Annotated in this window: 24 protein-coding genes and 1 pseudogene; 12 read left to right on the top strand and 13 right to left on the bottom strand. The window is 50.3% G+C overall.

The annotated features are described in order from the left end of the window. Positions 1-75: 75 nt before the first annotated feature. The 9 genes from HRU77_07630 to HRU77_07590 all read right to left on the bottom strand — a co-directional run bounded on the left by HRU77_07630 (position 76) and on the right by HRU77_07590 (position 10,690). Positions 76-1,152, bottom strand: a complete 1,077-nt coding sequence (locus HRU77_07630) for a Fic family protein (GenBank protein QOJ20575.1) — start codon at positions 1,150-1,152, stop codon at positions 76-78. Continuing rightward, the gene (locus HRU77_07625; protein QOJ20574.1) at positions 1,149-3,461 is read right to left on the bottom strand and encodes a site-specific DNA-methyltransferase; all 2,313 of its coding nucleotides are present in this window, start codon (positions 3,459-3,461) and stop codon (positions 1,149-1,151) included. The genes HRU77_07630 and HRU77_07625 overlap by 4 nt, the downstream gene beginning before the upstream one ends. A 14-nt stretch (positions 3,462-3,475) precedes the next feature. Then, positions 3,476-4,735 carry an MgtC/SapB family protein gene (locus tag HRU77_07620; GenBank protein ID QOJ20573.1) on the bottom strand — a complete coding sequence of 420 codons (1,260 nt, stop codon included), beginning with the start codon at positions 4,733-4,735 and terminating at the stop codon, positions 3,476-3,478. Further along, positions 4,725-6,512 carry a single-stranded-DNA-specific exonuclease RecJ gene (gene recJ, locus HRU77_07615; GenBank protein QOJ20572.1) on the bottom strand — a complete coding sequence of 596 codons (1,788 nt, stop codon included), beginning with the start codon at positions 6,510-6,512 and terminating at the stop codon, positions 4,725-4,727. The genes HRU77_07620 and recJ overlap by 11 nt, the downstream gene beginning before the upstream one ends. A gap of 28 nt (positions 6,513-6,540) precedes the next feature. Beyond that, the gene (locus HRU77_07610; protein ID QOJ20571.1) at positions 6,541-7,389 is read right to left on the bottom strand and encodes a CBS domain-containing protein; all 849 of its coding nucleotides are present in this window, start codon (positions 7,387-7,389) and stop codon (positions 6,541-6,543) included. 46 nt (positions 7,390-7,435) lie between these two features. Next, positions 7,436-7,885 (bottom strand): rRNA maturation RNase YbeY, encoded by a 450-nt coding sequence (gene ybeY / locus HRU77_07605; protein ID QOJ20570.1) that lies wholly within the window; start codon positions 7,883-7,885, stop codon positions 7,436-7,438. 6 nt (positions 7,886-7,891) lie between these two features. Further along, positions 7,892-8,890: a PhoH family protein gene (locus HRU77_07600; GenBank protein ID QOJ20569.1), complete on the bottom strand. Its 999-nt coding sequence runs from the start codon at positions 8,888-8,890 to the stop codon at positions 7,892-7,894. A gap of 84 nt (positions 8,891-8,974) precedes the next feature. Continuing rightward, positions 8,975-10,303, bottom strand: a complete 1,329-nt coding sequence (miaB, locus tag HRU77_07595) for a tRNA (N6-isopentenyl adenosine(37)-C2)-methylthiotransferase MiaB (protein ID QOJ20568.1) — start codon at positions 10,301-10,303, stop codon at positions 8,975-8,977. A gap of 18 nt (positions 10,304-10,321) precedes the next feature. Next, entirely contained in the window at positions 10,322-10,690 is a 369-nt protein-coding gene (locus HRU77_07590; protein QOJ22100.1) for a hypothetical protein, read from the bottom strand. A gap of 376 nt (positions 10,691-11,066) precedes the next feature. Here HRU77_07590 and HRU77_07585 point away from each other — a divergent pair, with 376 nt between their 5' ends. From HRU77_07585 to HRU77_07575, 3 genes are all read left to right on the top strand, one after another. Continuing rightward, a complete protein-coding gene (locus HRU77_07585; GenBank protein QOJ22099.1) occupies positions 11,067-11,753 on the top strand; it encodes a PEP-CTERM sorting domain-containing protein in 687 nt (228 codons plus the stop codon). Positions 11,754-11,898: 145 nt separating this feature from the next. Next, positions 11,899-12,063: a WYL domain-containing protein gene (locus HRU77_07580; protein QOJ22098.1), complete on the top strand. Its 165-nt coding sequence runs from the start codon at positions 11,899-11,901 to the stop codon at positions 12,061-12,063. A gap of 350 nt (positions 12,064-12,413) precedes the next feature. Beyond that, positions 12,414-12,746 carry an HIRAN protein gene (locus HRU77_07575; protein QOJ22097.1) on the top strand — a complete coding sequence of 111 codons (333 nt, stop codon included), beginning with the start codon at positions 12,414-12,416 and terminating at the stop codon, positions 12,744-12,746. 19 nt (positions 12,747-12,765) lie between these two features. Here the strand turns inward: HRU77_07575 and HRU77_07570 are convergent, their stop codons facing one another. Both HRU77_07570 and HRU77_07565 read right to left on the bottom strand, forming a co-directional pair. Continuing rightward, complete coding sequence (locus HRU77_07570; protein ID QOJ20567.1) at positions 12,766-13,140, bottom strand: type II toxin-antitoxin system VapC family toxin; 375 nt, start codon at positions 13,138-13,140, stop codon at positions 12,766-12,768. Next, a complete protein-coding gene (locus tag HRU77_07565; GenBank protein ID QOJ20566.1) occupies positions 13,137-13,340 on the bottom strand; it encodes a type II toxin-antitoxin system VapB family antitoxin in 204 nt (67 codons plus the stop codon). The genes HRU77_07570 and HRU77_07565 overlap by 4 nt, the downstream gene beginning before the upstream one ends. A gap of 120 nt (positions 13,341-13,460) precedes the next feature. Here HRU77_07565 and cas3 point away from each other — a divergent pair, with 120 nt between their 5' ends. The 9 genes and pseudogenes from cas3 to cas4 all read left to right on the top strand — a co-directional run bounded on the left by cas3 (position 13,461) and on the right by cas4 (position 21,812). Next, positions 13,461-15,908 carry a CRISPR-associated helicase Cas3' gene (gene cas3, locus HRU77_07560; GenBank protein ID QOJ20565.1) on the top strand — a complete coding sequence of 816 codons (2,448 nt, stop codon included), beginning with the start codon at positions 13,461-13,463 and terminating at the stop codon, positions 15,906-15,908. Continuing rightward, positions 15,901-16,632, top strand: coding sequence for a type I-C CRISPR-associated protein Cas5 (gene cas5c / locus HRU77_07555; GenBank protein ID QOJ20564.1), 732 nt, complete (start codon positions 15,901-15,903; stop codon positions 16,630-16,632). Before cas3 ends, cas5c begins: the two co-directional genes overlap by 8 nt. Beyond that, entirely contained in the window at positions 16,629-18,560 is a 1,932-nt protein-coding gene (gene cas8c / locus HRU77_07550) for a type I-C CRISPR-associated protein Cas8c/Csd1 (GenBank protein ID QOJ20563.1), read from the top strand. Before cas5c ends, cas8c begins: the two co-directional genes overlap by 4 nt. Before the next feature lie 10 nt (positions 18,561-18,570). After that, positions 18,571-19,421: pseudogene (cas7c, locus tag HRU77_07545) on the top strand (type I-C CRISPR-associated protein Cas7/Csd2). Between the two features lie 57 nt (positions 19,422-19,478). Further along, positions 19,479-19,718, top strand: coding sequence for a 2-oxoisovalerate dehydrogenase (locus HRU77_07540; protein ID QOJ20562.1), 240 nt, complete (start codon positions 19,479-19,481; stop codon positions 19,716-19,718). A 19-nt stretch (positions 19,719-19,737) separates the two neighbouring features. Continuing rightward, on the top strand, positions 19,738-20,415 hold the full coding sequence (locus HRU77_07535) for an IS1595 family transposase (protein ID QOJ20561.1): 678 nt from the start codon (positions 19,738-19,740) through the stop codon (positions 20,413-20,415). Positions 20,416-20,454: 39 nt separating this feature from the next. Next, positions 20,455-20,805, top strand: a complete 351-nt coding sequence (locus HRU77_07530) for a nucleotidyltransferase domain-containing protein (GenBank protein QOJ20560.1) — start codon at positions 20,455-20,457, stop codon at positions 20,803-20,805. After that, complete coding sequence (locus HRU77_07525; GenBank protein QOJ20559.1) at positions 20,792-21,187, top strand: HEPN domain-containing protein; 396 nt, start codon at positions 20,792-20,794, stop codon at positions 21,185-21,187. The genes HRU77_07530 and HRU77_07525 overlap by 14 nt, the downstream gene beginning before the upstream one ends. Next, positions 21,180-21,812, top strand: a complete 633-nt coding sequence (gene cas4, locus HRU77_07520) for a CRISPR-associated protein Cas4 (GenBank protein QOJ22096.1) — start codon at positions 21,180-21,182, stop codon at positions 21,810-21,812. Before HRU77_07525 ends, cas4 begins: the two co-directional genes overlap by 8 nt. On the opposite strand, the gene HRU77_07515 is transcribed toward cas4, so the two are convergent. Together HRU77_07515 and HRU77_07510 are read right to left on the bottom strand one after the other, a co-directional pair. Beyond that, positions 21,796-22,170, bottom strand: coding sequence for a type II toxin-antitoxin system PemK/MazF family toxin (locus HRU77_07515; GenBank protein QOJ20558.1), 375 nt, complete (start codon positions 22,168-22,170; stop codon positions 21,796-21,798). The genes cas4 and HRU77_07515 overlap by 17 nt on opposite strands. Next, the gene (locus HRU77_07510; protein ID QOJ20557.1) at positions 22,158-22,475 is read right to left on the bottom strand and encodes a ribbon-helix-helix protein, CopG family; all 318 of its coding nucleotides are present in this window, start codon (positions 22,473-22,475) and stop codon (positions 22,158-22,160) included. Before HRU77_07510 ends, HRU77_07515 begins: the two co-directional genes overlap by 13 nt. Between the last annotated feature and the right edge of the window lie 2 nt (positions 22,476-22,477).

Below are 22,477 nucleotides of genomic sequence, written 5' to 3'. Positions count from 1 at the left end.
TATACATATTATTGGAGATATGTATAGAAATTGGCGGTTTTCTATACATATTATTGGGGATATGTATAGATTCTGTCATTTTTGATGCACGTTGCTTAGCAGGTTATAGAGCGCCGTATTGATGTAATAATTGTCGCGGCCTATTTTGTGCTTTTCCAGTAACCCGATACCGATCAACTGATCCAAATAACGAATCGCCGTAATACGGCTAACATTTAATTCAGTCATGACAAAATCGATTTTAGTGTATGGGTGGCGGAAAATGTTATTGAGCAAATCCTGACTGTAAATCTTGGGCAATTCGCTGCGCATTTTTTGTTTGAAGGTTTGCATGACTGTCTTAATGCCTTCGATCAGTGCCACAGTTTGCTTAGCAGTTTGTTCAACGCCTTCCAGCATGAACATCAGCCAAGGCTCCCAATGACCGGTATCACGCGTGGCTTGCAGCAAGCGGTAATAATCGCTTTTGTTCTGATTGATATACCGGCTCAGATACAACACCGGGATTTTGAGTAGTCCTTGTTTGACTAAATACAGGATATTGATAATACGGCCAGTTCTCCCGTTGCCATCATAAAAAGGGTGAATGCTTTCAAATTGATGATGAATCACCGCCATTTTGGTTAACGGATCCCAACCGCACAAGTCATCGTCGTTGATGAAGCGCTCCAAATTAGTCATCAATGCGGTGATTTCATCTGCGTGTTGCGGCGGCGTATAAACGGTTTCGCCGGTGAGATCGTTTTTTAGCGCGGTGCCGGATAATTTGCGAAACCCCGCATTGTTTTCTTCGATGGTTGCCTGAATTTGCAGCACATCGTTGTTAGTCAATAAGCCGTTCGCTTTAACCTGTTGAAAGCCATGATGCAAAGCGCTGGCGTAATTATGCACTTCCTTGGCCGCCACGCTGGCAAACAGTCTGGCAACGCTATCGCTGCGGTACAAATCGTCATGCGTGGTGATGATGTTCTCGATCGCGGAGCTGTCTTTGGCTTCTTGCAACGAGAGCGTGCTGATGAGAATGCCCTCGTTCGGAATGCTCGCTGCAACGCCTTTCAGCTCTGCCAAAGCCTGATGTGCCCTGGCAAGTTTCTTCAGTACCGCCGTGGTTTCTATTTCTTGCGGAAATGGCAGCAGCTCGAGGGTGCTCACACCGTCACCTCGACAATCGTCATGGTGTCGTTGCCGAAAATATCCACCACTTTCACGGCGATTTTGCGCCGTCCGGGCATGACTTCCTGAAACACGCTGGTTAATTCCAGCGTGCGGTCTTTTTTGGTGCGGAAGCTTTGCCATTCGTTTTCGAACACGTAATCGCCGGTCCAAACTTCCTCGTACTCGGGCAGATTCATTTGCGGCGCTTCCAGTCCCGACAATTCGCCTTGACCGGACAAAGCTTTCTGCACGCGGATGATTTCGCGCTTGCTTTCGAAATCGAAGTCCACCGACCAATAATCGATCCAGTCGGTCCAGTGGCGCGTCAGCGGCTCGCGCGTGACGATGCCGTCCTTGTCCTTGCTGACTTTGACGATCTGGCCTTTCTCCACGACGATTTTGCTGCCCTTATTTTTCAGCGTGGTTTCGGCGTTGGCGATGGAATCCTGCGAATAGAATACCGAGAAATCGGTCAACTCGACCGCGACCGTGTTGCCTTTGACATGCGGTTTGACTTCGATGAACGCGACATCGTGGAACACCACCTGGTTTTTTTCCACCGCGCGTTTGTCGAACACGTCGGCGGGGATGTATTTCGGTGCGATGTCGATGCCCTTGGCGCGCGCGTCGTCGAGCACGTTCGGGAACAAGCCCATTTCAAACTCGAAGCCAAGGATGTCGACCTTGGTGATGTGTTTCTTGCGGCATTCCAGGATGATTTCCTCGACAAAAAGCCGCGTCACCGGCAGATTGACCGGCCCGACCGCGACCAGCCGCGCGGCTTTTTTGCCGTGAAAACTGCTGAAGCCGGTGATTTTTTCCGCTTGATACGCGCGCAGGATCAAATCGAGAAACGCGGCTTCCTTGGCTTCCAGTTGTTGCTGCTTTTCCGCGTCGCGCAAGTCCGCATTGACTCCCAGATAATGCTGGCGCTCGTACTTACCCAGATTGAGGATCTCGAATGCGCGGTAATCCCTGCCTTCCGCCTTCAACTGCCGCTGCACGCCGATCATGCGTTTGCGCGTGGTGTGAACGGCGAACTTACCCAAATCGGTGGCGATCCATTTGCGTCCCAGTTTCTCGGCCACCGCCGCCGTGGTGCCGGAACCGCAGAAGAAATCGGCGATCAGGTCGCCTTCGTTGCTGGATGCTTTAATGATGCGTTCGAGCAGGGCTTCGGGTTTTTGGGTGGGATAAGCCAATCCCTCTGAGTGCAAATGAATGCCACGAATCATTTGAATGTCATCCCACAAATCCTGAATTGGCACGCCCTTACTTTCATCAAGGTAGCGTTTCTGATAGGCCATTCCCGAGTTTGAATAAACAATGCGTCCTTCTTGTTCAAGTTGTTCCATTCGTTCTCGACTGTAACGCCATGCACGTGTAATCCCTTTCCATTCGTAGACTGGGTTACCTTTCTTTGCACCACCAGGGCCAGTAATATCTGCTTTGTTATAGCGCCTGCCAGTACCTTCTTCTACATGTCTATACCACTTTGAAATAGTACTTTCTGGAAGCGGTGTAAATTGCATATTTAGTAAATGCTGTTCAGGAGTTCGCGCGTAATAGAAAATTGTGTCGCAAACCTTGCCAAAATGTTTTGCTCCTTGACCAATATCGCTATGAGCATCAGAGCGTCGCCAAGTTATTTCATTGATCGCATTATTCTGACCAAAAACCTCATCTAGGACTAAACGAATATAACTATTTACCCGCCAATCGCAATGCACATAAATACTCCCATCCTCCGCCAGCAAATCGCGCATCAGCACCAGCCGCTCGTAAATCATGCTGATGAACGAATCCGCGCCTTTGCCCCAGGTGTCGCGGTAGGCGATTTCTTCGAGGATGTTGGGTTTCTTGGTAAAAGTGTCGCCGCCGATTTCGATGTCCATCGAGAAATCCGCGCCGACGTCGAACGGCGGGTCGATGTAGATCAGCTTCAGGCCGCCTTGCTGCTCGATGGTTTCGCGCAGCGGGCCGTTTTTCAGGCTGGACAGAATCAGCTTGTTGTCGCCCCAGATCAGTTTGTTGGTCCAGCCCTTGAGCTGCCGCCCGCGCGGGTCGAGATCGAACAGGCCTGGTTGAATCGCAGTATCGGCAAGTTTCTCGGCGCGCGGCTCGTCAACCTGCTCAATGGTCTGAAACGGCAGCACGATATTGCACACTTCGTTGCTCTTGCCGTTCCACACCAGCTCGACCTCGCGTTTATCGTCGAACAGCAAAAAGCGGTACTTGTCCGGCAGCGGCTTGTCCGCTTCCAGCAGTTTGATGATGTCACGCTTTTCGTTATCGGTGAGTTTCACGGCCGCTTATCCGGTTAGAGCAAAAACAACAACCCCAGCCCAAGCCCGGCGGCGGTCGCCAGCAAGCCGAAAACGCATTGCCGGGCGAGTAATCTGCTGCCGATGAAAAAAACCAGTCCGAGTTTGAAGCCGACGTTGGAAATGAAAGCCAGCGAGATCGCGGTGATCGCTTGCGCGGCTTCCAGTTTGCCGTGTTGGTAAAAGTGCAGACTGGAAAGCGTGATGGCAGCGGTATCGGTGAGTCCGGAGACGAGCGCCACAGCGTACAGTCCGCTGCTGCCGGCGATGTCGGACAGCCAGGCGGAAAAAAGCAATACGCTGCCGTAAATCAATCCAAAAGCGGCGGCGGCGCGGATTTCCGCGGGGTTTTTGATTTCCGGCAGCGTCATTTCATACTGCTGGCTGAGTTTGCGCCAGCCGAATATCATGACAACCGCGCCGGCCAGAAAACCGCAGCCCAGCACCGGCAGCAATTGCGGCAATATAACCGGGGAAGCGGCAGCGGCGAGAATGGCCAAGCGCAGCAATACCGTCAGGTTAGCGATCAGAATGACGGTCACGGTCAAGTTCGTGAAACTTTCGTTTTCCATGCTGCGGCGCGCGTATACCAGCGTCGTGGCAGTGCTCGACACCAAGCCGCCGAACAGGCCCAGCACCGCGCCGTGGCGCTGGCCGATCAATTGCAGCGCCACGTAACCGACCAAGCTGACACCCGATATCAATACCACCATCAGCCAGATCTGGTAGGGGTTGAGGGCTTCGTAAGGCCCCATATTTTTGTCCGGCAAGATCGGCAAAATGATGAATGTCAGCACGCCGAATTGCAGCATGGAAATCAAATCCCGGCGGCTGAGTTTTTCGGTGATGCCGTGCAGCTCCGTCTTGAAGTACAGCAAAACCGTGGTGATGATGGCGAGCATGATCGCCAGCGTGCCGTTGTCGTACCAGACCGAGGCGCCCAGGCAGTAGCACACCAGAATCGCGGCGATCGTCGTGGTTCCCGGGTCGGCGTTGTCGTCCTTGACGCGGAAATACGCAGCCACCATCATCAAGCCGACGATGAATAAACCGCCGAGCAATAACCACGGCGTGGCTTTTTCCGACAGCATTGCAGCCAACGTGCCGAACATCGCGACCAAGGCAAATGTCCGCAATCCCGCGCGCGAGCCCGGGCTGCGTTCGCGTTCCAGTCCGATCAATAAACCGATCGCCAAGCTGGTCAGAAAATGCGGCAACGCCGCCAATTCGCCGTTCAACGTGAATTCAGTGTGCATCGCCGGTCACCGGGTTATCTGCATGAAAGCAATGTTCCAGCAGGAATTGTAAGGAAGATTTGCCATTATATTCATTGGTCTGTAAGCGATAAACCGCGTCGATGACATCCGGCAGCGGATCGTTGTGGAAAAACAGGATGCCGTCGTAGGTTTCAGCCGATTTGCGCACGGCTTGCGCTGCGTCAGCGGCGCTCGCGGCGTGCAGTTTTCTCAGTTTCAACTTCAGATGTTTTTCCCCGACGATGCGCTGGCTTTCGACATAAAACCGCGCCGTGAAGGACGGCTGCGGGAAACCTTGCCCCCACACTTGGCGCTCGAGCGTTTCCGCCAGCTCCAGTTTGATGTCGCCAAGCTCCAGATCGCCATCGGTTTCGATCACGCGCGTCAAATCGACGGGTGTCAGCAGCGTTTGCGCAACTTGCTCGAACGCCGCGCGGAATGCTTCAAAAGCATCGCCGTGAATGGTCAACCCGGCTGCGGCGGCATGGCCGCCGAACTTGCGGATCAACTCGGGATGTTGTTTGGACACCAGGTCCAATGCATCGCGCAAGTGAAAGCCGTTGATCGACCGTCCCGAGCCTTTGATTTCCCCGCCGTTGCCGGGAGCGAAAATGATCACCGGACGGTGATATTTGTCCTTGATACGCGACGCCAGGATGCCGATCACGCCCTGGTGCCAGTCGGCATCGAACAGGCAAATGCTGTGGGTGTTTGAGATGTCCGGCTGACATGTTTTGAGCGTATTCTCAAGCTTGGCGAGAGCGCTTTCCTGCATATTGGATTCGATTTCGCGCCGTTGCCGGTTCAATTCGTCCAACTGTTTGGCAATGTCTGCCGCATACGCCTCGTCGTCGGTAATCAGGCATTCGATGCCGAGCGACATATCGTCCAGCCGCCCGGCGGCGTTGAGGCGCGGCCCCAGCATGAAGCCCAGCTCGTACGTGGAAATCTGCCGGACATCGCGGCGCGATACCTGCATCAGCGCATTGATACCGGCGCACGCCTTGCCTTTGCGGATGCGCTGCAAACCCTGCTGCACCAGAATGCGGTTGTTGCTGTCGAGCTTGACGACATCGGCGACGGTGCCGAGTGCGACCAGATCGAGAAAAGCCGCCAGATTTGGTTCCGGCAGATCGGCGGTGAACGCGCCGCGTTGGCGCAACTCCGCGCGCAGCGCCAGCATCAGGTAGAAAATGACGCCCACGCCGGCGATATTCTTGCTGGGAAACGGGCAGCCGGGTTGATTGGGATTGACGATCGTCAGCGCCGCCGGCAATTGGTCGCCCGGCAAGTGATGATCGGTAATCACCACCGGCATGCCGAGCCGGTTGGCTTCTGCGACGCCGTCGACGCTGGCGATGCCGTTGTCGACCGTGATCAGGATGTCCGGCTGTTTGGTTTCGTGCGCCAATCGCACGATTTCCGGCGTCAGGCCGTAGCCGTATTCGAACCGGTTCGGCACCAGATAATCGACGCTGGCGCCAAATTTGCGCAAAATGCGTATGCCGGTGGCGCAAGCGGTGGCACCGTCGGAATCGTAATCGGCAATGATCAGCAGGCGTTTCTTTGCCGCGATGGCATCCGCCAGCAAGGCTGCCGTTGCGGTGATATTTTTCAGCTGTCCGAACGGAATCAGGTGCGTCAGTTCGGTTTCGAGCTGAGCGGAATTTTCTATGCCGCGCGCCGCGTAAATGCGCGCCAGTACCGGCGGTAGCCCGCTGTTGCTGAGTGTCTGGAAGGTATGCGCATCATACGAACGGATGGTGATTTTGGACATGCGAAAGCGGGAACGTGATCAATATCCATCATTCTGAGGGAATTTCTTCTGCCGCGGCAAGCTTTTCCACCTTGAGCACGTGCAAGCGGCGGCTGTCGGCGCGCTGCACGGTGAATTTGAATTGGCCGATGACCACCGCTTCGTTGCGCACCGGCAGACGGCCGAATTTGCTCAATACCAAGCCGCCGATGGTGTCGCAGTCTTCATTGCTGTAGTTCGCGCCGAGCACTTCGTTGAAGTTGTCGATCTCGGTAATCGCTTTGACGCGGTAGCGTCCGTCCGCTTCCATGACGATATTGTCTTCCTCTTCGTCGAAATCGTATTCGTCTTCGATATCGCCGACGATTTGTTCCAGCACATCCTCAATCGTCACCAGCCCGGCCACGCCGCCGTATTCATTGACGACAATGGCCATGTGATTGCGGTTGCTGCGGAAGTCCTTGAGCAACACATTGAGCCGTTTGGATTCCGGGATGAATACCGCCGGGCGCAGCATGTCGCGGATGTTGAATTCGTCCGGGGTGGCATAATAGCGCAGCAAGTCTTTCGCCAGCAGAATGCCGATAATCTCGTCCTCGGAACCTTCGATGACGGGAAAGCGGGAGTGCGCGGCTTCGATGACAAACGGAATGAATTGCTCGGGTTTCTTGCTGATGTCGACGACATCCATTTGCGAGCGCGGCACCATGATGTCACGGGCGTGCATTTCGGAAACCTGCATGACGCCTTCGATCATGCTGAGCGCATCCGAGTCGAGCAGGTTGCGCTCAAAAGCGGAATGTAACAGGGTAATCAGTTGTTCGCGGTCTTCCGGTTTGCGGATCAGCATGGTGCCAAGCCGATCCAACCAGCCGCTTTTAGGTGAGGGGTCGTCCATAGTGCATTGGATTTAGTATGAAAATTTTGTCATGAAATGTTGATTGTTAAAGCCGTTCCGCATAGGGATCCGGGTAACCGAGCTTGGCCAGTATCTGCGTTTCCAGTTGCTCCATCTCAGCCGCTTCGGCGTCTTCCAAATGATCGTAGCCTTGCAAGTGCAGCACGCCGTGCACCGTCAGATGCGCATAGTGCGCCAGCAGGTCTTTGTGCTGTTGTTGCGCTTCCGCTCCGACCACCGGCGCGCACAGCACGATGTCGCCGGTCAGCGGTTGCGTGTCGTCGTAAACGAACGTCAGTACATTGGTCGCGTAATCCTTGCCGCGGAATTGCTTGTTCAGTTCTCGTCCTTCGGTTTCGTCCACCAGCCGTAACACGATTTCCGCCGGTTGCATCAGCGCGGCTTTGACCCAGCGGCGGAATTGCGGCCGGGTGGGTGCTTCGGCATTGTCTGTGGCGTATTGCACCGCCAGTTTGAAAGATTTTTCCGTACGCAAAGCCGGTCAGGGTTCCTGCTTCTGCTTGTCGTGTTTCTCATAGGCGTCGACAATGCGCTGCACCAACGGATGCCGTACTACGTCGCCGGACAGAAAACGGGTGAAGGCGATGCCGCGGATGTCCTTGAGCACTTGCTGCGCTTCCACCAGTCCGCTTTTTTGATGCTTGGGCAAGTCGATCTGCGTCACGTCGCCGGTAATCACCGCTTTGGAGCCCAGGCCGATGCGCGTCAGGAACATTTTCATTTGCTCCGGCGTGGTGTTTTGCGCTTCGTCCAGAATGATGAACGATTGGTTCAGCGTGCGTCCGCGCATGAAAGCCAGCGGCGCGATTTCGATCGTGTTGCGCTCGAATTGCTTGGCGGTTTTGTCAAAACCCATTAAATCATACAACGCATCGTAGAGCGGGCGTAAATAAGGGTCGACTTTCTGCGTCATATCGCCGGGCAGAAAACCGAGGCGTTCACCCGCTTCCACCGCCGGACGCACCAGAATCAAGCGCGAAACCAAACCGCGTTCCAGCGCATCGACGGCGCTGGCGACCGCCAGATAGGTTTTGCCGGTTCCCGCCGGGCCGATGGCGAAGGTGATGTCGTGCGCCTGGATTTGCTGCAAGTACTGCACCTGACGCGGCGTGCGGCCATAGAGATTGCTGCGCCGCGTCAGCAATGTAGGCGCGGCAGGTTGCCCGGCGGTAGCGCCGTCATCTTGTTTGCTCACGCTATCCGGCGCATTGCGCGGATTCTGAACTTCAATCAAGCCGAGCTGGATTTGCTCCAGGCTCAAATGATGTTGCGACTGGTCATAAAAATTACGCAGCGCTTGCGCCGCCAATTCAATTTGTCCGGATTTGCCCGAAACGCTGAAATGTTCGCCGCGCCGGGAGATGGTGACGTCCAGCGCGGTTTCAACCTGCTTCAGGTTTTCGTCCAGCGCGCCGCATAAATTGGCGAGACGCTGGTTGTCGGCTGGTGTGAAGGAAATTTCCAGGGGTGTCGGTTTCAATGTCGGATGCTGCGGTTACGATAAAGCGATTCTCTCAGCGGGCGCGATACTTTGCAAGTGTAAGTCCGGTTGACGGCAGGTTTTTTATTCCGGCACGACTTCACCGCGCAATGTATGCGACCGCGCTTCGGTGATGCGTACGTTGATGAAATGACCGATCAGCGCGGGATCGCAGGCCAGATTGACGACCCGGTTGTTGTCGGTGCGTCCGAAGTATTCCGTGGTATTTTTTTTCGATACGCCTTCGAGCAACACGCGTTGGATCGACCCGACCATGTTCTGGCTGATTTTCCGCGCTTGCTGGTTAATTCGCGCCTGCAAACGTTGCAATCTTTCCAGTTTTAGCTCCTGCGGCGTGTCGTCGGGCAGATCGGCAGCGGGAGTGCCGGGGCGCGGGCTGTAGACGAAGCTGTACGATTCGTCGAAATTCATTTCTTCGATCAGCTGCATCGTCGCTTCGAAATCGGCTTCGGTTTCACCGGGAAAGCCGACGATGAAGTCGGAAGACAGTGAAATATCGGGGCGGATCGCGCGCAATCTGCGGATGATCGATTTGTATTCCAGCACGCTGTAACCGCGCTTCATCGCCGCCAGAATGCGGTCGGAACCGGACTGTACCGGCAGGTGCAGGTGATTGACCAGTTTCGGCAACAGGCTGTAAGCCTGAATCAGACGCGCGGTGAATTCCTTCGGGTGCGACGTGGTGTAACGGATGCGCTCGATGCCGGGAATTTCGTGCAAATATTCCAGCAGCATGGCGAAATCGGCGATTCCACCGTCGTCCATGACCCCCAGAAAAGCGTTGACGTTTTGCCCGAGCAAGTTGATTTCCTTCACGCCCTGATCTGCAAGAATGGCGATCTCCGTCAGCACATCGCCCAGCGGGCGCGACACTTCCTCGCCGCGCGTGTACGGCACCACGCAGTAACTGCAATACTTGCTGCAACCTTCCATGATCGAAACGAACGCCGTGACACCCTCGGTGCGGGCGGGCGGCAGATGATCGAATTTTTCGATTTCGGGGAAGGTGATATCTACTTGCGAGCGGCCGGTCGCCTTGCGCGTTTCGATCAATTGCGGCAAACGGTGCAGCGTCTGCGGCCCGAACACGACATCGACAAACGGCGCACGGCTGACGATCGCCTTGCCTTCCTGGCTGGCGACGCAACCGCCGACGCCGATCAATAAATTGGGATTGCTTTCCTTCAGATGCCGTACGCGCCCGAGATCGTGAAACACTTTTTCCTGTGCTTTTTCACGCACCGAACAGGTGTTGAACAGAATGATGTCGGCTTGCGCCGGATCGTCGGTGGATTCCATGCCGTATGCGGCATGTAGGACATCGGCCATTTTTTCCGAGTCGTACTCGTTCATTTGGCAGCCGAAGGTTTTGATATAAAGCTTGTTACTCACGAATTGTTTAGCGCTCTGTTAAAAAAAGAAAAAACGTTTTGGCGGTTTCGGTATCTGCTGCCCTTCACTTTCCGCTTCCTTCACTTCATCCGGTGTCAGAATCCAGACCCGGTGCAGATTGCCGGTGACATCCAATTGGTAACGGATCAGGCCGGTATAGTTCGCCGCATTCGGCAATATGATCAAATTATCAACCCCCCGGATTTGGCCGCCCGCGCCCATCTGGATTTGCTGTCCATCGATGGTGAAGAGCGGGAAGGAAACGGCGGTCAAATGACCCAACCGGCTGCCGGTAGGAAATTTCCGTGTTTGCTGACTGAAAACAGGCTGTGTCAGCAGACACAATGTCATGGTCAGTAGCCAAAGCGTCACCTGTGTTTTTTTCATCATATTGTTGGACGGCAACCGGATAAAAAGCCAGTGGATAAACAGTACGAATCAGGGGTTTGAATTTTGCCAGGCACCTGATATTTCTGCGGGCCTTATGATACGCTAAAGGGAAATTTCATATCAATGTTTGTAGCTGCTGCACACCCCCAATCACCTTATGTTTTTAACACTCCCCAAAATAGGATAAGTGTACTGGATAAAAGAACAAATGGGGAATTGCAGCAAAAACCTATTTGAAATAAGATGATTCGGCGAAAATGGTCACTTTGTTTTAGTGCAAATTTTCCAAATCTCTCTTGGGCTTAAATCACAGTTGGAGGCAGAAATGAAAAAAATTTATAAATACCTGATTGGCGCATCGCTTGCAGCTCCTATGTTTGCTTCTGCAGCTACAAGTTACAATCTGTCGAATGATTTCAGCAACATCAGCAATCCAAATGGCGCGTGGTCGTTTTTACAAGGAGCCACTTTACTAACATCGCAAATTCCATTAAATAATGGCAATCCGCTTTATCCCGCCGCAACTTCTGGATATTTTGGCTCGGGCCCTGATTTGTGGACAAACACACCGGATGTTATAAAAGCTGCTGTTAATGGCAGCAGTGCTGGGGAAACCAATGCCGACTTCCTTGCGGGAGATGTCATCGTTCATAGTCCAAACAGCGGGGATCCGTTATTTATTGTATGGACCGCGCCAACAGCTGGAAACATCGATTTCACCAGCGATATTTGGTACTCGCATTCCGTAGTCAGCCGATCAAATGATGTTTCTGTTTCATTGGGTGGCTCATCTCTTGGATCAGCCACGATTTCAAACTCATCTTATGGCGATAGATCAACCCCGTGGCATTTGAGCGGCAATAATTTGGCCGTGATCGCCGGGGATGCATTGGTATTCGCTTTCTCAAAAAGCGGCGGACAATCCTTTGGTTCATTAGATGGGATCGGTGTCGACATTTCGTTTGTCAGCGCAGTCCCAGAACCGGAAACTTACGCCATGTTGCTGGCTGGATTGGGTTTATTGGGATTTTGTATGCGAAACAAAAAACAAGCTGCATAAAAAACTCGGCCGCGCGCGGCCGAGTTTTTTATAGAAAGGATGTTTCTGCAATATTAACCGCCATTTACACAAAATCTAAGGCACTCTCTGTTTACCTGCAACGTTCTCCTGAGAATACTGTAAACAACCCCCGAGATTTCTTACAATTTCTGAATTGCGCATCCCTTACGCCAACGAAACCGAACTGGTGATGGACATCCTCAAGCATGGCGCGGCAGTCGAAGTCATCGCGCCGGAAGCATTACGCCAGAATATTCTGCAAAACTTACAGCAAGCGCAGGAGAATTATTTACCTAAGCAGAGAGAGTGAAACTTGCACGAAATGTCCCTTGCTCTTGTCGCAGCGGTAAAAATCATCGAGCTGATATCCGCGCATTACCATATAAATGCATGAAAAACTGCCCGCGCTGAACGGCGAAATAGCGCTGCAAGCCGTTAAAACCCAGAATGGTTGAGTAAACTGCTGTGCAATTTTGAAATGCAAAGTTTGTGTAAATGACCGGGATTAAAAAAGCTGAAAAGTAGAATTCACAGGCTCAGGTTTTGAGCCTGCTGCTTTGGATAATGCAAAGGTGTCATTTTCAATGGAGAAACACCATGTCCCGGCGCGTATTCCTGCAATCATTCACCGCTCTAATCGGCGGATTTGCCTTTCCTGCGATGCTGCAATCCAAACCGGAATCAAGCCAATGGAAAACCTTGCAAATCTCGCCAGTGGCGGGATTTCAGTACCACCACGGCGCAACCCTCTGGCCGCAACTCGCCACCGGCCAACCGCTCACGCTGATTCGCGAACCCGGCAACCGCTTCGACCAACGCGCGGTGCGCATCGACTGGCAAGGTGAGAAACTCGGCTACATCCCCGCAAAAGACAACGCCGCCGTCTCGCAACTGCTGGATCGCGGTGAACAATTATCGGCTTTGATCGTAGGGTTGAAAAAAAGCAATAATCCGTGGGAACGGATTGAGGTGGAGGTGAGATGGCGGGTGTAATAATGCTTTTTTCTTCGAATCAACCGGATTGCCAGGCAATCCCCAAGCTTTGCGCTACGGCTGATAAGCGGTTATCCCGTGTCCAAATGCGTGCGCCCGGTGTAAGCACAGTAGCAGCCAGAAGATGCACGTCGACAAATCCGATACCGCGGCCCATTAGCTGCTTATTGTCCATGAACGTCATTGCTTCATCGTGGGTGGCCTCGGAAACACGGGGCAAATGCTGCAATAAAGTCAGGATTTGCAACCGATGATGCAAATGACCGCAAGCCAGTTCACCCCTGATCATCGAATGCATCAGTACCCGGTGATTGTTAAGCAAAGCAACCAGAAGATCGTCATTCCCGCGAAGGTGGTCTATCCAGACGGAAGTATCCACCAATACGCGGCTCATTTTTTTGCAATGGTGGACTGTCTGCGCGGTATCGGCATCAAATCCGGCTCTGAACCGCCCAATAATGCTAAACGCTTGGCGCTTTCCCGCTCAATCAAGGCATGCAAACTTTCACGCACCAGCGCGGTTTTTTCATGCACTCCGGTCAACTCAACCGCCTGCGCGTATAAATCATCGTCAATATTCAGTGTGGTTCTCATGTTTAGTTCTCTCACGCATCAGATTAAGCATCATTATATGGCAATCCCAATGCTTGACAAGTTTCTTGCGATGTATGAAATAGGCAATAATCCGTGGGAACGGATTGAGGTGGAGGTGAGATGGTTTATATAGCGCATAAGAATCATACACTGGAACAGCACCTATTAGGTGTAGCTGATAAAGCAAAAGGCTTTGCTGCTAAGCTAAGCTTGGATGAGCAAGGTGAACTGATAGGTTTGCTGCATGATTTGGGTAAATACAGTGCCCAATTCCAAACTTATATCCAATCGGCTATCGGTTTGATTGACGAGGACAAAGACGATTATGTCGATGCACAGAACTTAAAAGGCAAGGTAGATCATTCCACCGCAGGTGCCCAACTTATTTGGAATGAGTTGTCCAGACAAGGTAAATTTGGGCCAATTGTGGGTCAGCTTTTATCGTTGTGTATTGCATCGCATCACTCAGGCCTGATTGATTGTATTTCTCCTGGTGTAGCAGCGCCGAGTATTGATAAGTTCACAAAAAGAATGGGTGCTCTGGAAGAGAGATCGCATTTTGAAGAAGTGCAAGCAAAGATGGATGCAAGCATCATTGCACGATTTCATGAACTTATCATTTCTCCTAAGTTGATTGACAGAATTAAGAGCTTAATTCTTCAGATTGTTCAACATGATTCTGATAACGAGTTAATTACGAGATTCAAAATCGGATTATTGGTTCGTTTTCTGTTCAGTTGCTTGATTGATGCAGATCGTATTGATACAGCGGATGCGGAAAAGCCGCGAGCAGCAAAGCAGCGACAGCATGGAAATTATATTGAATGGGCAGAATTGATCGAGAGATTGGAGAAAAAGCTAGTCGAATTTAGTGATGCTGAACCTATAGACAAAATCAGGCGCAATATTGCTGATCATTGCCGTGATGCAGCTCAAAGAGATAAAGGGACCTTTACACTATCAGTTCCAACAGGTGGCGGAAAAACCCTCGCCAGTCTTCGCTTCGCGCTCCATCATACGCAACAACACAAGATGGAACGGATAATTTACATTATTCCGTATACCTCCATCATTGACCAGAATGCGGATGTGGTGCGTAAAATTCTTGAGCCAGAAAGCGAATCGAGAGGCAGTATTGTGTTAGAACACCACTCAAATCTCACACCAGAACAGCAAGGGTCTCGCGAAAAAATACTGGCAGAGAATTGGGATGCTCCAGTGATTTATACAACCATGGTGCAATTGCTTGAAACACTTTTTGGGGGAGGTACGCGTGGTGCAAGACGGATGCACCAATTGGCAAACTCCGTATTGGTTTTTGACGAAATCCAGACTCTGCCAGTTAATACTGTTCACATGTTTTGCAATGCTATCAATTTTCTTGTGGAGCAGTGCGGTAGCACTGTGATTTTATGTACTGCCACTCAACCGTTATTGAATAGCGTGGATTCCTCAAAGGGAGTTTTGAAATTTACCAAAGACAGCGAAATCATGCCTGATGTGAAGCAATTATTTGATGATTTGGAGCGTGTCAAAGTGCTCAATCAACGCAAGCCAGGCGGTTGGAAAGTTGAAGAGGTCGCCGAATTGGCATTACGCGAAGTAAGCGAAAGTGGTAGCTGTCTGGCAATTGTGAATACCAAGAAATCAGCGCAAGCATTGTTCTCGTTACTCAGACAAACCCAAGGAATGCGCGTGTTCCATCTCAGCACCAATATGTGCCCAGCGCACCGCAAAAAGATTTTGGCTGAGATTCGGAGTTTACTGGAGGAGAAATCCCCCGTGCTTTGTGTGAGTACACAATTGATTGAGGCTGGGGTGGATGTGGATTTCGGCGCAGTTATCCGCTACACGGCAGGGCTGGATTCCATTGCACAAGCGGCGGGCCGTTGCAACCGCAACAAGCGCCGCGAGGTGGGACGTGTCCATGTCGTTAATCCAGCCGACGAAAATCTGGATATGCTCATGGATATTCGGGTAGGCAAAGAGGTAACGGAGCGCTTGTTGGATGATCTGAAATCTGGTGCCGAAAATTTCGATGGCGGCATGATCGCGCCACAAGCCATGAAACGATATTTCGAGTATTACTTCTTTGCGCGCAAGGATGAAATGGGCTACCCGGTTTCAAAGGAGATAACCGGGCGCGATGACAGTCTGTTAAACATGCTTTCGATCAACCAGCAAGCCGTTGCGGATTATGCTCGGGAATACAATTCTGCACCGAACATTTATTTACGGCAATCTTTTATGACCGCTGCTAAGGCATTCAAGGTGATTGATGCTCCCACACGGGGTATTATCGTGCCTTACGGTGACGAAGGTAAAAAATTGATAGGTGAGCTTTGCGGAGCATTTGAGGTTGAAAAACAATTCGAACTCTTGCGATGGGCGCAGCAATATACCGTCAACGTGTTTCCACACCAATTGGAAAAACTTCAAAAAGAAAAAGCCTTGCATGAAATACAAGATGGAGTGGATATTCTCTATCTTGCAGATGCGCGTTACTACAATGAGGATTTCGGATTGAGCTTAACACCCGAAGGAAAAATGGAGACTTATTGTGCCTGATTTCAGAAGAAGCAGCATTGAATTTAAAGTATGGGGGCGATTTGCGCTGTTTACAGATCCTCTGACGAAAATCGGCGGTGAGAAGTGTTCTTATCATATTCCAACTTACGAAGCACTCAAGGGCATTACCAAGTCCATCTATTGGAAGCCCACACTTATTTGGGTTATTGATGAAGTGCGAGTGATGAAGCGCATTCGTACTCAGACAAAAGGAACCAAGCCGCTGGAATACGGTGGTGGCAACACCTTAGCGATTTATACCTTTCTATCGGATGTTGAATATCAGGTGAGAGCCCACTTTGAATGGAATACAAACCGATCCGAATTAGCGGAAGACCGTAACGAAGCCAAGCATCACATCGTCGCCAAGCGAATGCTGGAACGCGGCGGCCGCCAAGACATTTTTCTTGGCACCCGTGATTGCCAAGGCTATGTTGAGTTTTGCGAATTTGGTTCGGGTGAAGGAGCTTATGACACTGATGGCGAACTCACCTATGGTCTCATGTTTCACGGATTTGATTACCCGGACGAAACTGGTGATAACAATCTCTATACTCGTTTTTGGCAACCCACCATGGTGAATGGCGTAATTCGATTTGTTCGCCCAGAAGATTGTAAAGATCGCAAGTTCGTCAAAGAAATGGCTATCAAGAAATTTGAGCGCGAACAGAATCTTCTCAATGTAGAAAAAGAAGAACCACTGTCATTGGAGAATCTGACATGAGTTGGATCCAGAAACTCTATGAAACGTATGAACAATGTGCAGGGCAAAATAAATTTTTAAATACCGAGTTTTTGCTGGAGCCAATATGTCATACCTCTCAACAAGCGCACATTGAAGTAACCATTGATCAGAAAGGAAATTTTTTACGTGCCAATGCTATCCCAAAAGGACAAGGTGTGACGCTTGTGCCGTGTACCGAAGCATCTGCTGGAAGAGCTGGAAATAAACCCATCAATCATCCGCTATGTGACAAGTTGCAATATCTTGCAGGTGACTTCCTCAAGTTTGGCGGTGTAGTGACATCGGGATTTGCAAACGAGCCAACTGAACCTCATAAGATTTACTTATCTCTCTTATCTGATTGGGCAAATTCCTCTTTTACACATCCCAAAATAATTGCGATTCAAACTTATCTACAAAAATCACATTTGGTTAGCGATCTTGTGCGAGAAAGAATTTTACCCATTGATGAAAAAAATCAGTTGTTGGCGAGATGGGAGGGAGACAAAAAAGAAGCGCCTGCGATTTTCAGCATTATGCCTAACAGTAACTCCCCCGATGGCGCAGTCATACGTTGGCGTGTTGAAATCCCAGGAGACCCCCTGCCAGAGACATGGAAAGATCAGGATTTAATGAATGCTTGGATAGGTTTCTACAGTAGTCAAAAAGACAATCGGGGGTTGTGCTTGGTCACAGGTGAAATTCTGAATTTGGCAGAGCAACATCCTGCAAAACTTAGGCATGGTGCGGATAAAGCAAAATTTATTTCATCCAATGACACCAGCGGTTTTACATTTCGCGGGAGATTTATTAATGCTGACCAAGCTTGTGGTGTGGGTTTCGAGGTTACACAGAAGGCGCACAACGCACTACGTTGGCTAATTGCGCGACAGGCCTATCGAAGTGGCGATCAGGCAATTGTTGCGTGGGCGGTGTCTGGAAAAAGGGTGCCGGATCCATTTGCAAATTCTTTTGATTTGTTTGGATTCGTATCCGAGGAGACAGAGGTCAAGCAGGATCATGTGAGTTCCTATAGTACAGGACAGGCTTTTGGTCAGCGTCTAGCAAAGAAACTTGCCGGATATAGGGTCGAGTTGGGTTCCGCCAACGAAATTGTGGTCATGGGATTGGATTCAGCTACACCTGGACGTATGGCGATTACCTATTACCGAGAACTTGATGGTTCTGAATTCCTTGATCGAATTGAGGCATGGCATAAAGAATATGCTTGGCATCAGAATTATAGTAAGGATATGAAGTTTGTTGGTGCACCAGCTCCCAAGGATATTGCGGAAGCAGCGTTTGGTCGTCGACTGGATGAAAAGCTACGTAAAGCAACAATAGAACGTTTGCTGCCTTGCATCATTGATGGCCAACAGATTCCTTGTGATCTTGTGGAATCGACAGTTCGCCGGGTGTGTAATCGAGTTGGACTTGAGTACTGGGAATGGGAGAAATGTCTCGGCATTGCTTGTGCTTTATTTAGTGGTTATCACAAAGAGAGGGGTTATCAAATGGCATTAGAATCGAATCGAATCAGTCGCGATTACTTATACGGCCGACTTTTGGCAATCGCGGAAAATATCGAAGATCGCGCGTTGTACGTTAGCGGAGAGAAACGTGACACCAGTGCTGCAAAGCTGATGCAGCGTTTTGCAGATCACCCGTTTTCAACATGGAAAACTATAGAGCTTTCATTAAACCCATACAAAACTCGCTTACGGGCTAAGCGTCCGGCATTTCTCGCTTCAATGGAAAATCAGCTTGATGAGGTTATAAATTTATTTCAGACAGATGATTTTATGGAAGATAAAAAGTTATCTGGGGAGTTTTTATTAGGTTATCACTGCCAGCGACAAACACTCCGAACCAAGCATGAAACTGAGCAAACCGAGAATACAGAAGCAGCCATTGTTGAAACCAATTGAGGAAAATATCATGAGTACATTGCAAAACAAAATTGACTTTGCTGTTGTCCTGCGAGTTACACATGCCAATCCTAATGGTGATCCGCTTAACGGAAATCGTCCACGTGCGGACTATGACGGACATGGAGAAATTACCGATGTCTGCATTAAACGTAAGCTCAGAAATCGATTACTGGAAAGTGGCCAAAGTATTTTTGTACAGTCCGATGATCAAAAAATAGATGATTTCAAAAGCCTAAAAGCAAGAGCGGATGCCGCGCTTGGGAAAAAGCTTGGCTCAAGCGAAACAGTAAAATTAGCCTGCGAACAATGGTTTGACGTTCGTGCATTTGGTCAGCTTTTTGCGTTCAAATCTGACAAAAAAACAAAAAAGAAACTGACAATGAAGGTGACAGCGGTGTATCCATTGGCATTCGTGGTCCCGTCACTGTTCAATCTGCATTTAGTGTGGAACCAGTAGATGTAAGCAGCACACAGATTACCAAAAGCGTTAGCGGTGAAGGAGATGGCAGCAAACGTGGCTCTGACACAATGGGGATGAAACATCGAGTTGACAGTGGAGTTTATGTTTTCTATGGCAGTATGAATCCGCAATTGGCTGAACGAACGGGGTTCAGTGATGCTGATGCGGAAATTATTAAGCAGTTGCTTCCAAAGTTATTTGAGAACGACGAGTCGTCTGCAAGGCCAGCGGGAAGCATGGAAATTCTGAAAGTGATTTGGTGGAGGCACAATTGCAAGTCCGGACAATACTCTTCGGCCAAGGTACACCGAACACTTCGAGAATCGATTCAGTCCGATGGAAGTTTTAAGCTTGAAGAATTAGATGGACTTAAGCCTGAAATTATCGAGGGTTTTTGATTACGAATGCAATCTCAACCTCAAGAACGGCGTAATCCTTGAAAGAAAAGCATAACGATGAATAATTCCAATGAGATCATTTTCCTGGTCGAAGAAGCGCCGGAGGGCGGTTACACCGCGCGTGCATTGGGAGAATCCATTTTTACCGAAGCGGATGATCTTGCCAGTTTGCATCGTCAAGTGCGTGATGCGGTGTACTGTCATTTCGATGCGGGATTGTCACCAGAGAAAATACGGCTACTTAAGCACGGTCAGGAAGTAATTGTTAAGGGTCTTAGGAAGTTAAGCACTTACTAAAGTGTGCTAACTTTCTGAGATGAATGCTAAAAACAGATACTATTTTCGTTCTCGAATCAGAGAAGCAAAATTCAGGCAACTTATTCGATGTTTTTCGATGGATTTTACTGCTACTGACACAGCCCAATTGACCGGCATTTCTATCCGATCCGTCAATACCATTTATCTTAAAATACGACAGCGAATTGCCCAGAATTGCGAACTTGAATCCCCTCTGCAAGGTTCTGTAGAAGTTGATGAGTCTTACTTTGGTGCCCAGCGAGTCAGGGGTAAAAGGGGGCGGGGCGCTTATGGCAAAACAATAGTCTTTGGTGTGCTTAAACGCCAAGGAAAAGTTTATACAGAGATTGTTCCAGATTGCTCTAAAGCGACATTGCAAGCCATTATCCGTGGGCATGTAGCGCCCGATACCGTAATCCATTCCGATGGATGGCGTGGTTATGACGGATTGGTCGATATCGGCTTTGATAAGCACTTCAGGGTTCACCATGGTGACAATGAGTTTGCCAGTGGCGAGCGGCATATTAATGGTATCGAGTCTTTCTGGAGTTTTGCTAAAAGACGTTTGGCCAAGTTCAATGGTGTGCCCGAACATACTTTCTACCTGCACTTGAAAGAAACCGAATTTCGTTTTAATCATCGCCGTGATAATCTCTATCATGAAATTCTTAAATTGTTACGTTTAAACCCGCTTTAACTTCCTAAGACCCTTGTTAAATAACAAAAGAACATCAAAATGACCTCTCCAATCGACACCACTGACGAGAAAATTCTATTGCAGCAGATGGTTGATACCATCGTTCGCGAGGTTTCTCCGGAAACCATTATTCTGTTTGGTTCGCGGGCAAGGGGTGATGCACGGACGGATTCCGATGTCGACTTGCTAATTGTAGAAACCGAACCGTTCTCACCGCAGCGCAGCCGCAGGAAAGAAGCGGCGCGTTTGTATATCGCTTTGAAGGGATTGAATATTTCCAAGGATATTTTGCTCTACAGCCGGGATGAATTCGAGCAGTGGAAGAATTCAACGAATCATGTGATTGGCCGGGCGATTCGCGAAGGGAAAGTGCTGCATGGCCGACCTTGATCGGGCGCGCGCGATGTTGCGCATGGCGCATAAAGACTTCAACGCACTGATTGGCATGCAAGACAATCCGCTTTTTGCAGATGAGATTTTCGGATTTCATATCCAGCAAGCGGTGGAGAAAGCATTGAAAGCATGGCTATGCATTCATACCGACACTTATCCCATGACGCATGAATTGGCGAGATTGCTGGCTTTGCTGGAATTGCAAGGCATTGAGGTAAACGCATATTGGCCATTGGTTCAATACACAATATTTGCCGTTCAAGCGCGCTACGAAGAAGGCATTACCGAACTCGACGAACCGATTGATCGCAAGGTTGAAATCCTTAATGTACATACGTTGCTGACTCACGTTGAACACGCCATCGTCGCACATGAATAAACGCTTGGATAACGACGACCCCATCATGCTCTCCGCATTACAGCACTACAGCTATTGCCCGCGCCAATGCGCGTTGATTCATGTCGAGCAGGCATTTGACGAAAACGTTCACACCATGCGCGGCAACACCGTGCATCAACGTGTCGATGAGCCGGGTTTTGAGTCATTTGAAGGCGTGCGCAGCGAGAAAGCTCTACCGGTTTGGTCGGAGCGCCTGGGTTTGATCGGTAAATGCGATGTAGTCGAGTTTTATCCGGATGGGCGGATTTATCCGGTGGAATACAAGCATGGTAAAAAACGCGCAAAAGCGCATGACGATATCCAACTGGCGGCGCAAGCGATCTGCCTGGAAGAAATGACCGGTAAACCGGTGACGCATGGCGCGATTTATCATCACACTTCCCGCCGCCGCCGTGAAGTCGCCATCACGGATTCGCTGCGTCGGCAAGTCGAGGAAACCGTAGCGGCGGTTCGTGCGTTACTGGCCTCCGGGCAATTGCCGCCGCCGGTCAACGATGCGCGCTGCAAGGAATGTTCGCTGAAGGAAATTTGCCAGCCGCAAGCGTTGGCGGATAAAACCCATCAGCATGAATTGCTGGATGAATTGTTTAGCGTGGATGAATAGCGTAATGAAACATGCCGCATACTCCCAGAAAAGCGCGTTCAACGGAAATCATTTCCTCTTCGCTGAGTGTCGCCAATGGCCCTTCTCCGAATCGGGCGCAATCCAAGGTTCGCGGTTGATCGACAACGATCTGACAATCCTTCAGCAGGCGGTGGCGGGCGGTGACGGTGATGCGCCATTGTTTGAAAGCGGGATAAACCTGTGTTGTCAGTGGCAGGATGATGACCATCGGTGTGCCGATCGCAGTCAGCGCATTGTCCTGAAAAACCAAAACCGGACGGATCTTACCGATTTCCTGCCCGCGCGGCGGATTCAAGTTGGCGGTCCAGATCTCGCCACGGCGGATCACTTCCACCATTTCCCGGAAGATTCCGTCTGCGGTAAATCGCCGGATATACGGCCCTCAACATTCTCCAGCATTTCATTTTCAATCGGTAAAAATTCCTCGGCAATGGCTTGCGCTTCTTGTCGGATACTTTCGATAGCGTATGCTGATCGTGCCTCTTCCAGGAGTTGATCCATGAAACGTTTTTTCTCGATCTCTAATAAATACCAGTTCAATGCATCGCGAGCGATTTCGGAACGGGTTTTATTTTCGCGTTCCGCTTCTTCCGAAAGCCGCTGCTCGATTTGTTCGGTCAGCCGGATGTTGAGCGTCGTCATAT

This window comes from Gammaproteobacteria bacterium (genome assembly GCA_015709615.1).
Lineage (GTDB): Bacteria > Pseudomonadota > Gammaproteobacteria > Burkholderiales > Nitrosomonadaceae > Nitrosomonas.
Note: the sequence above shows the minus strand (reverse complement) of the source record. Positions and strands in the feature narration are given on the sequence as shown.

What these genes read in the sequence shown, in the direction of transcription:
- HRU77_07620 (QOJ20573.1), bottom strand. Translation starts at nt 4,735, where the DNA reads ATGCACACTGAATTCACGTTGAACGGCGAATTGGCGGCGTTGCCGCAT.
- recJ (QOJ20572.1), bottom strand. Translation starts at nt 6,512, where the DNA reads ATGTCCAAAATCACCATCCGTTCGTATGATGCGCATACCTTCCAGACA.
- HRU77_07610 (QOJ20571.1), bottom strand. Translation starts at nt 7,389, where the DNA reads ATGGACGACCCCTCACCTAAAAGCGGCTGGTTGGATCGGCTTGGCACC.
- HRU77_07590 (QOJ22100.1), bottom strand. Translation starts at nt 10,690, where the DNA reads ATGAAAAAAACACAGGTGACGCTTTGGCTACTGACCATGACATTGTGT.
- HRU77_07585 (QOJ22099.1), top strand. Translation starts at nt 11,067, where the DNA reads ATGTTTGCTTCTGCAGCTACAAGTTACAATCTGTCGAATGATTTCAGC.
- HRU77_07575 (QOJ22097.1), top strand. Translation starts at nt 12,414, where the DNA reads ATGCTGCAATCCAAACCGGAATCAAGCCAATGGAAAACCTTGCAAATC.
- HRU77_07570 (QOJ20567.1), bottom strand. Translation starts at nt 13,140, where the DNA reads ATGAGCCGCGTATTGGTGGATACTTCCGTCTGGATAGACCACCTTCGC.
- HRU77_07565 (QOJ20566.1), bottom strand. Translation starts at nt 13,340, where the DNA reads ATGAGAACCACACTGAATATTGACGATGATTTATACGCGCAGGCGGTT.
- cas3 (QOJ20565.1), top strand. Translation starts at nt 13,461, where the DNA reads ATGGTTTATATAGCGCATAAGAATCATACACTGGAACAGCACCTATTA.
- cas8c (QOJ20563.1), top strand. Translation starts at nt 16,629, where the DNA reads ATGAGTTGGATCCAGAAACTCTATGAAACGTATGAACAATGTGCAGGG.
- HRU77_07540 (QOJ20562.1), top strand. Translation starts at nt 19,479, where the DNA reads ATGAATAATTCCAATGAGATCATTTTCCTGGTCGAAGAAGCGCCGGAG.
- HRU77_07535 (QOJ20561.1), top strand. Translation starts at nt 19,738, where the DNA reads ATGAATGCTAAAAACAGATACTATTTTCGTTCTCGAATCAGAGAAGCA.
- HRU77_07530 (QOJ20560.1), top strand. Translation starts at nt 20,455, where the DNA reads ATGACCTCTCCAATCGACACCACTGACGAGAAAATTCTATTGCAGCAG.
- HRU77_07525 (QOJ20559.1), top strand. Translation starts at nt 20,792, where the DNA reads ATGGCCGACCTTGATCGGGCGCGCGCGATGTTGCGCATGGCGCATAAA.
- cas4 (QOJ22096.1), top strand. Translation starts at nt 21,180, where the DNA reads ATGAATAAACGCTTGGATAACGACGACCCCATCATGCTCTCCGCATTA.
- HRU77_07515 (QOJ20558.1), bottom strand. Translation starts at nt 22,170, where the DNA reads ATGGTGGAAGTGATCCGCCGTGGCGAGATCTGGACCGCCAACTTGAAT.
- HRU77_07510 (QOJ20557.1), bottom strand. Translation starts at nt 22,475, where the DNA reads ATGACGACGCTCAACATCCGGCTGACCGAACAAATCGAGCAGCGGCTT.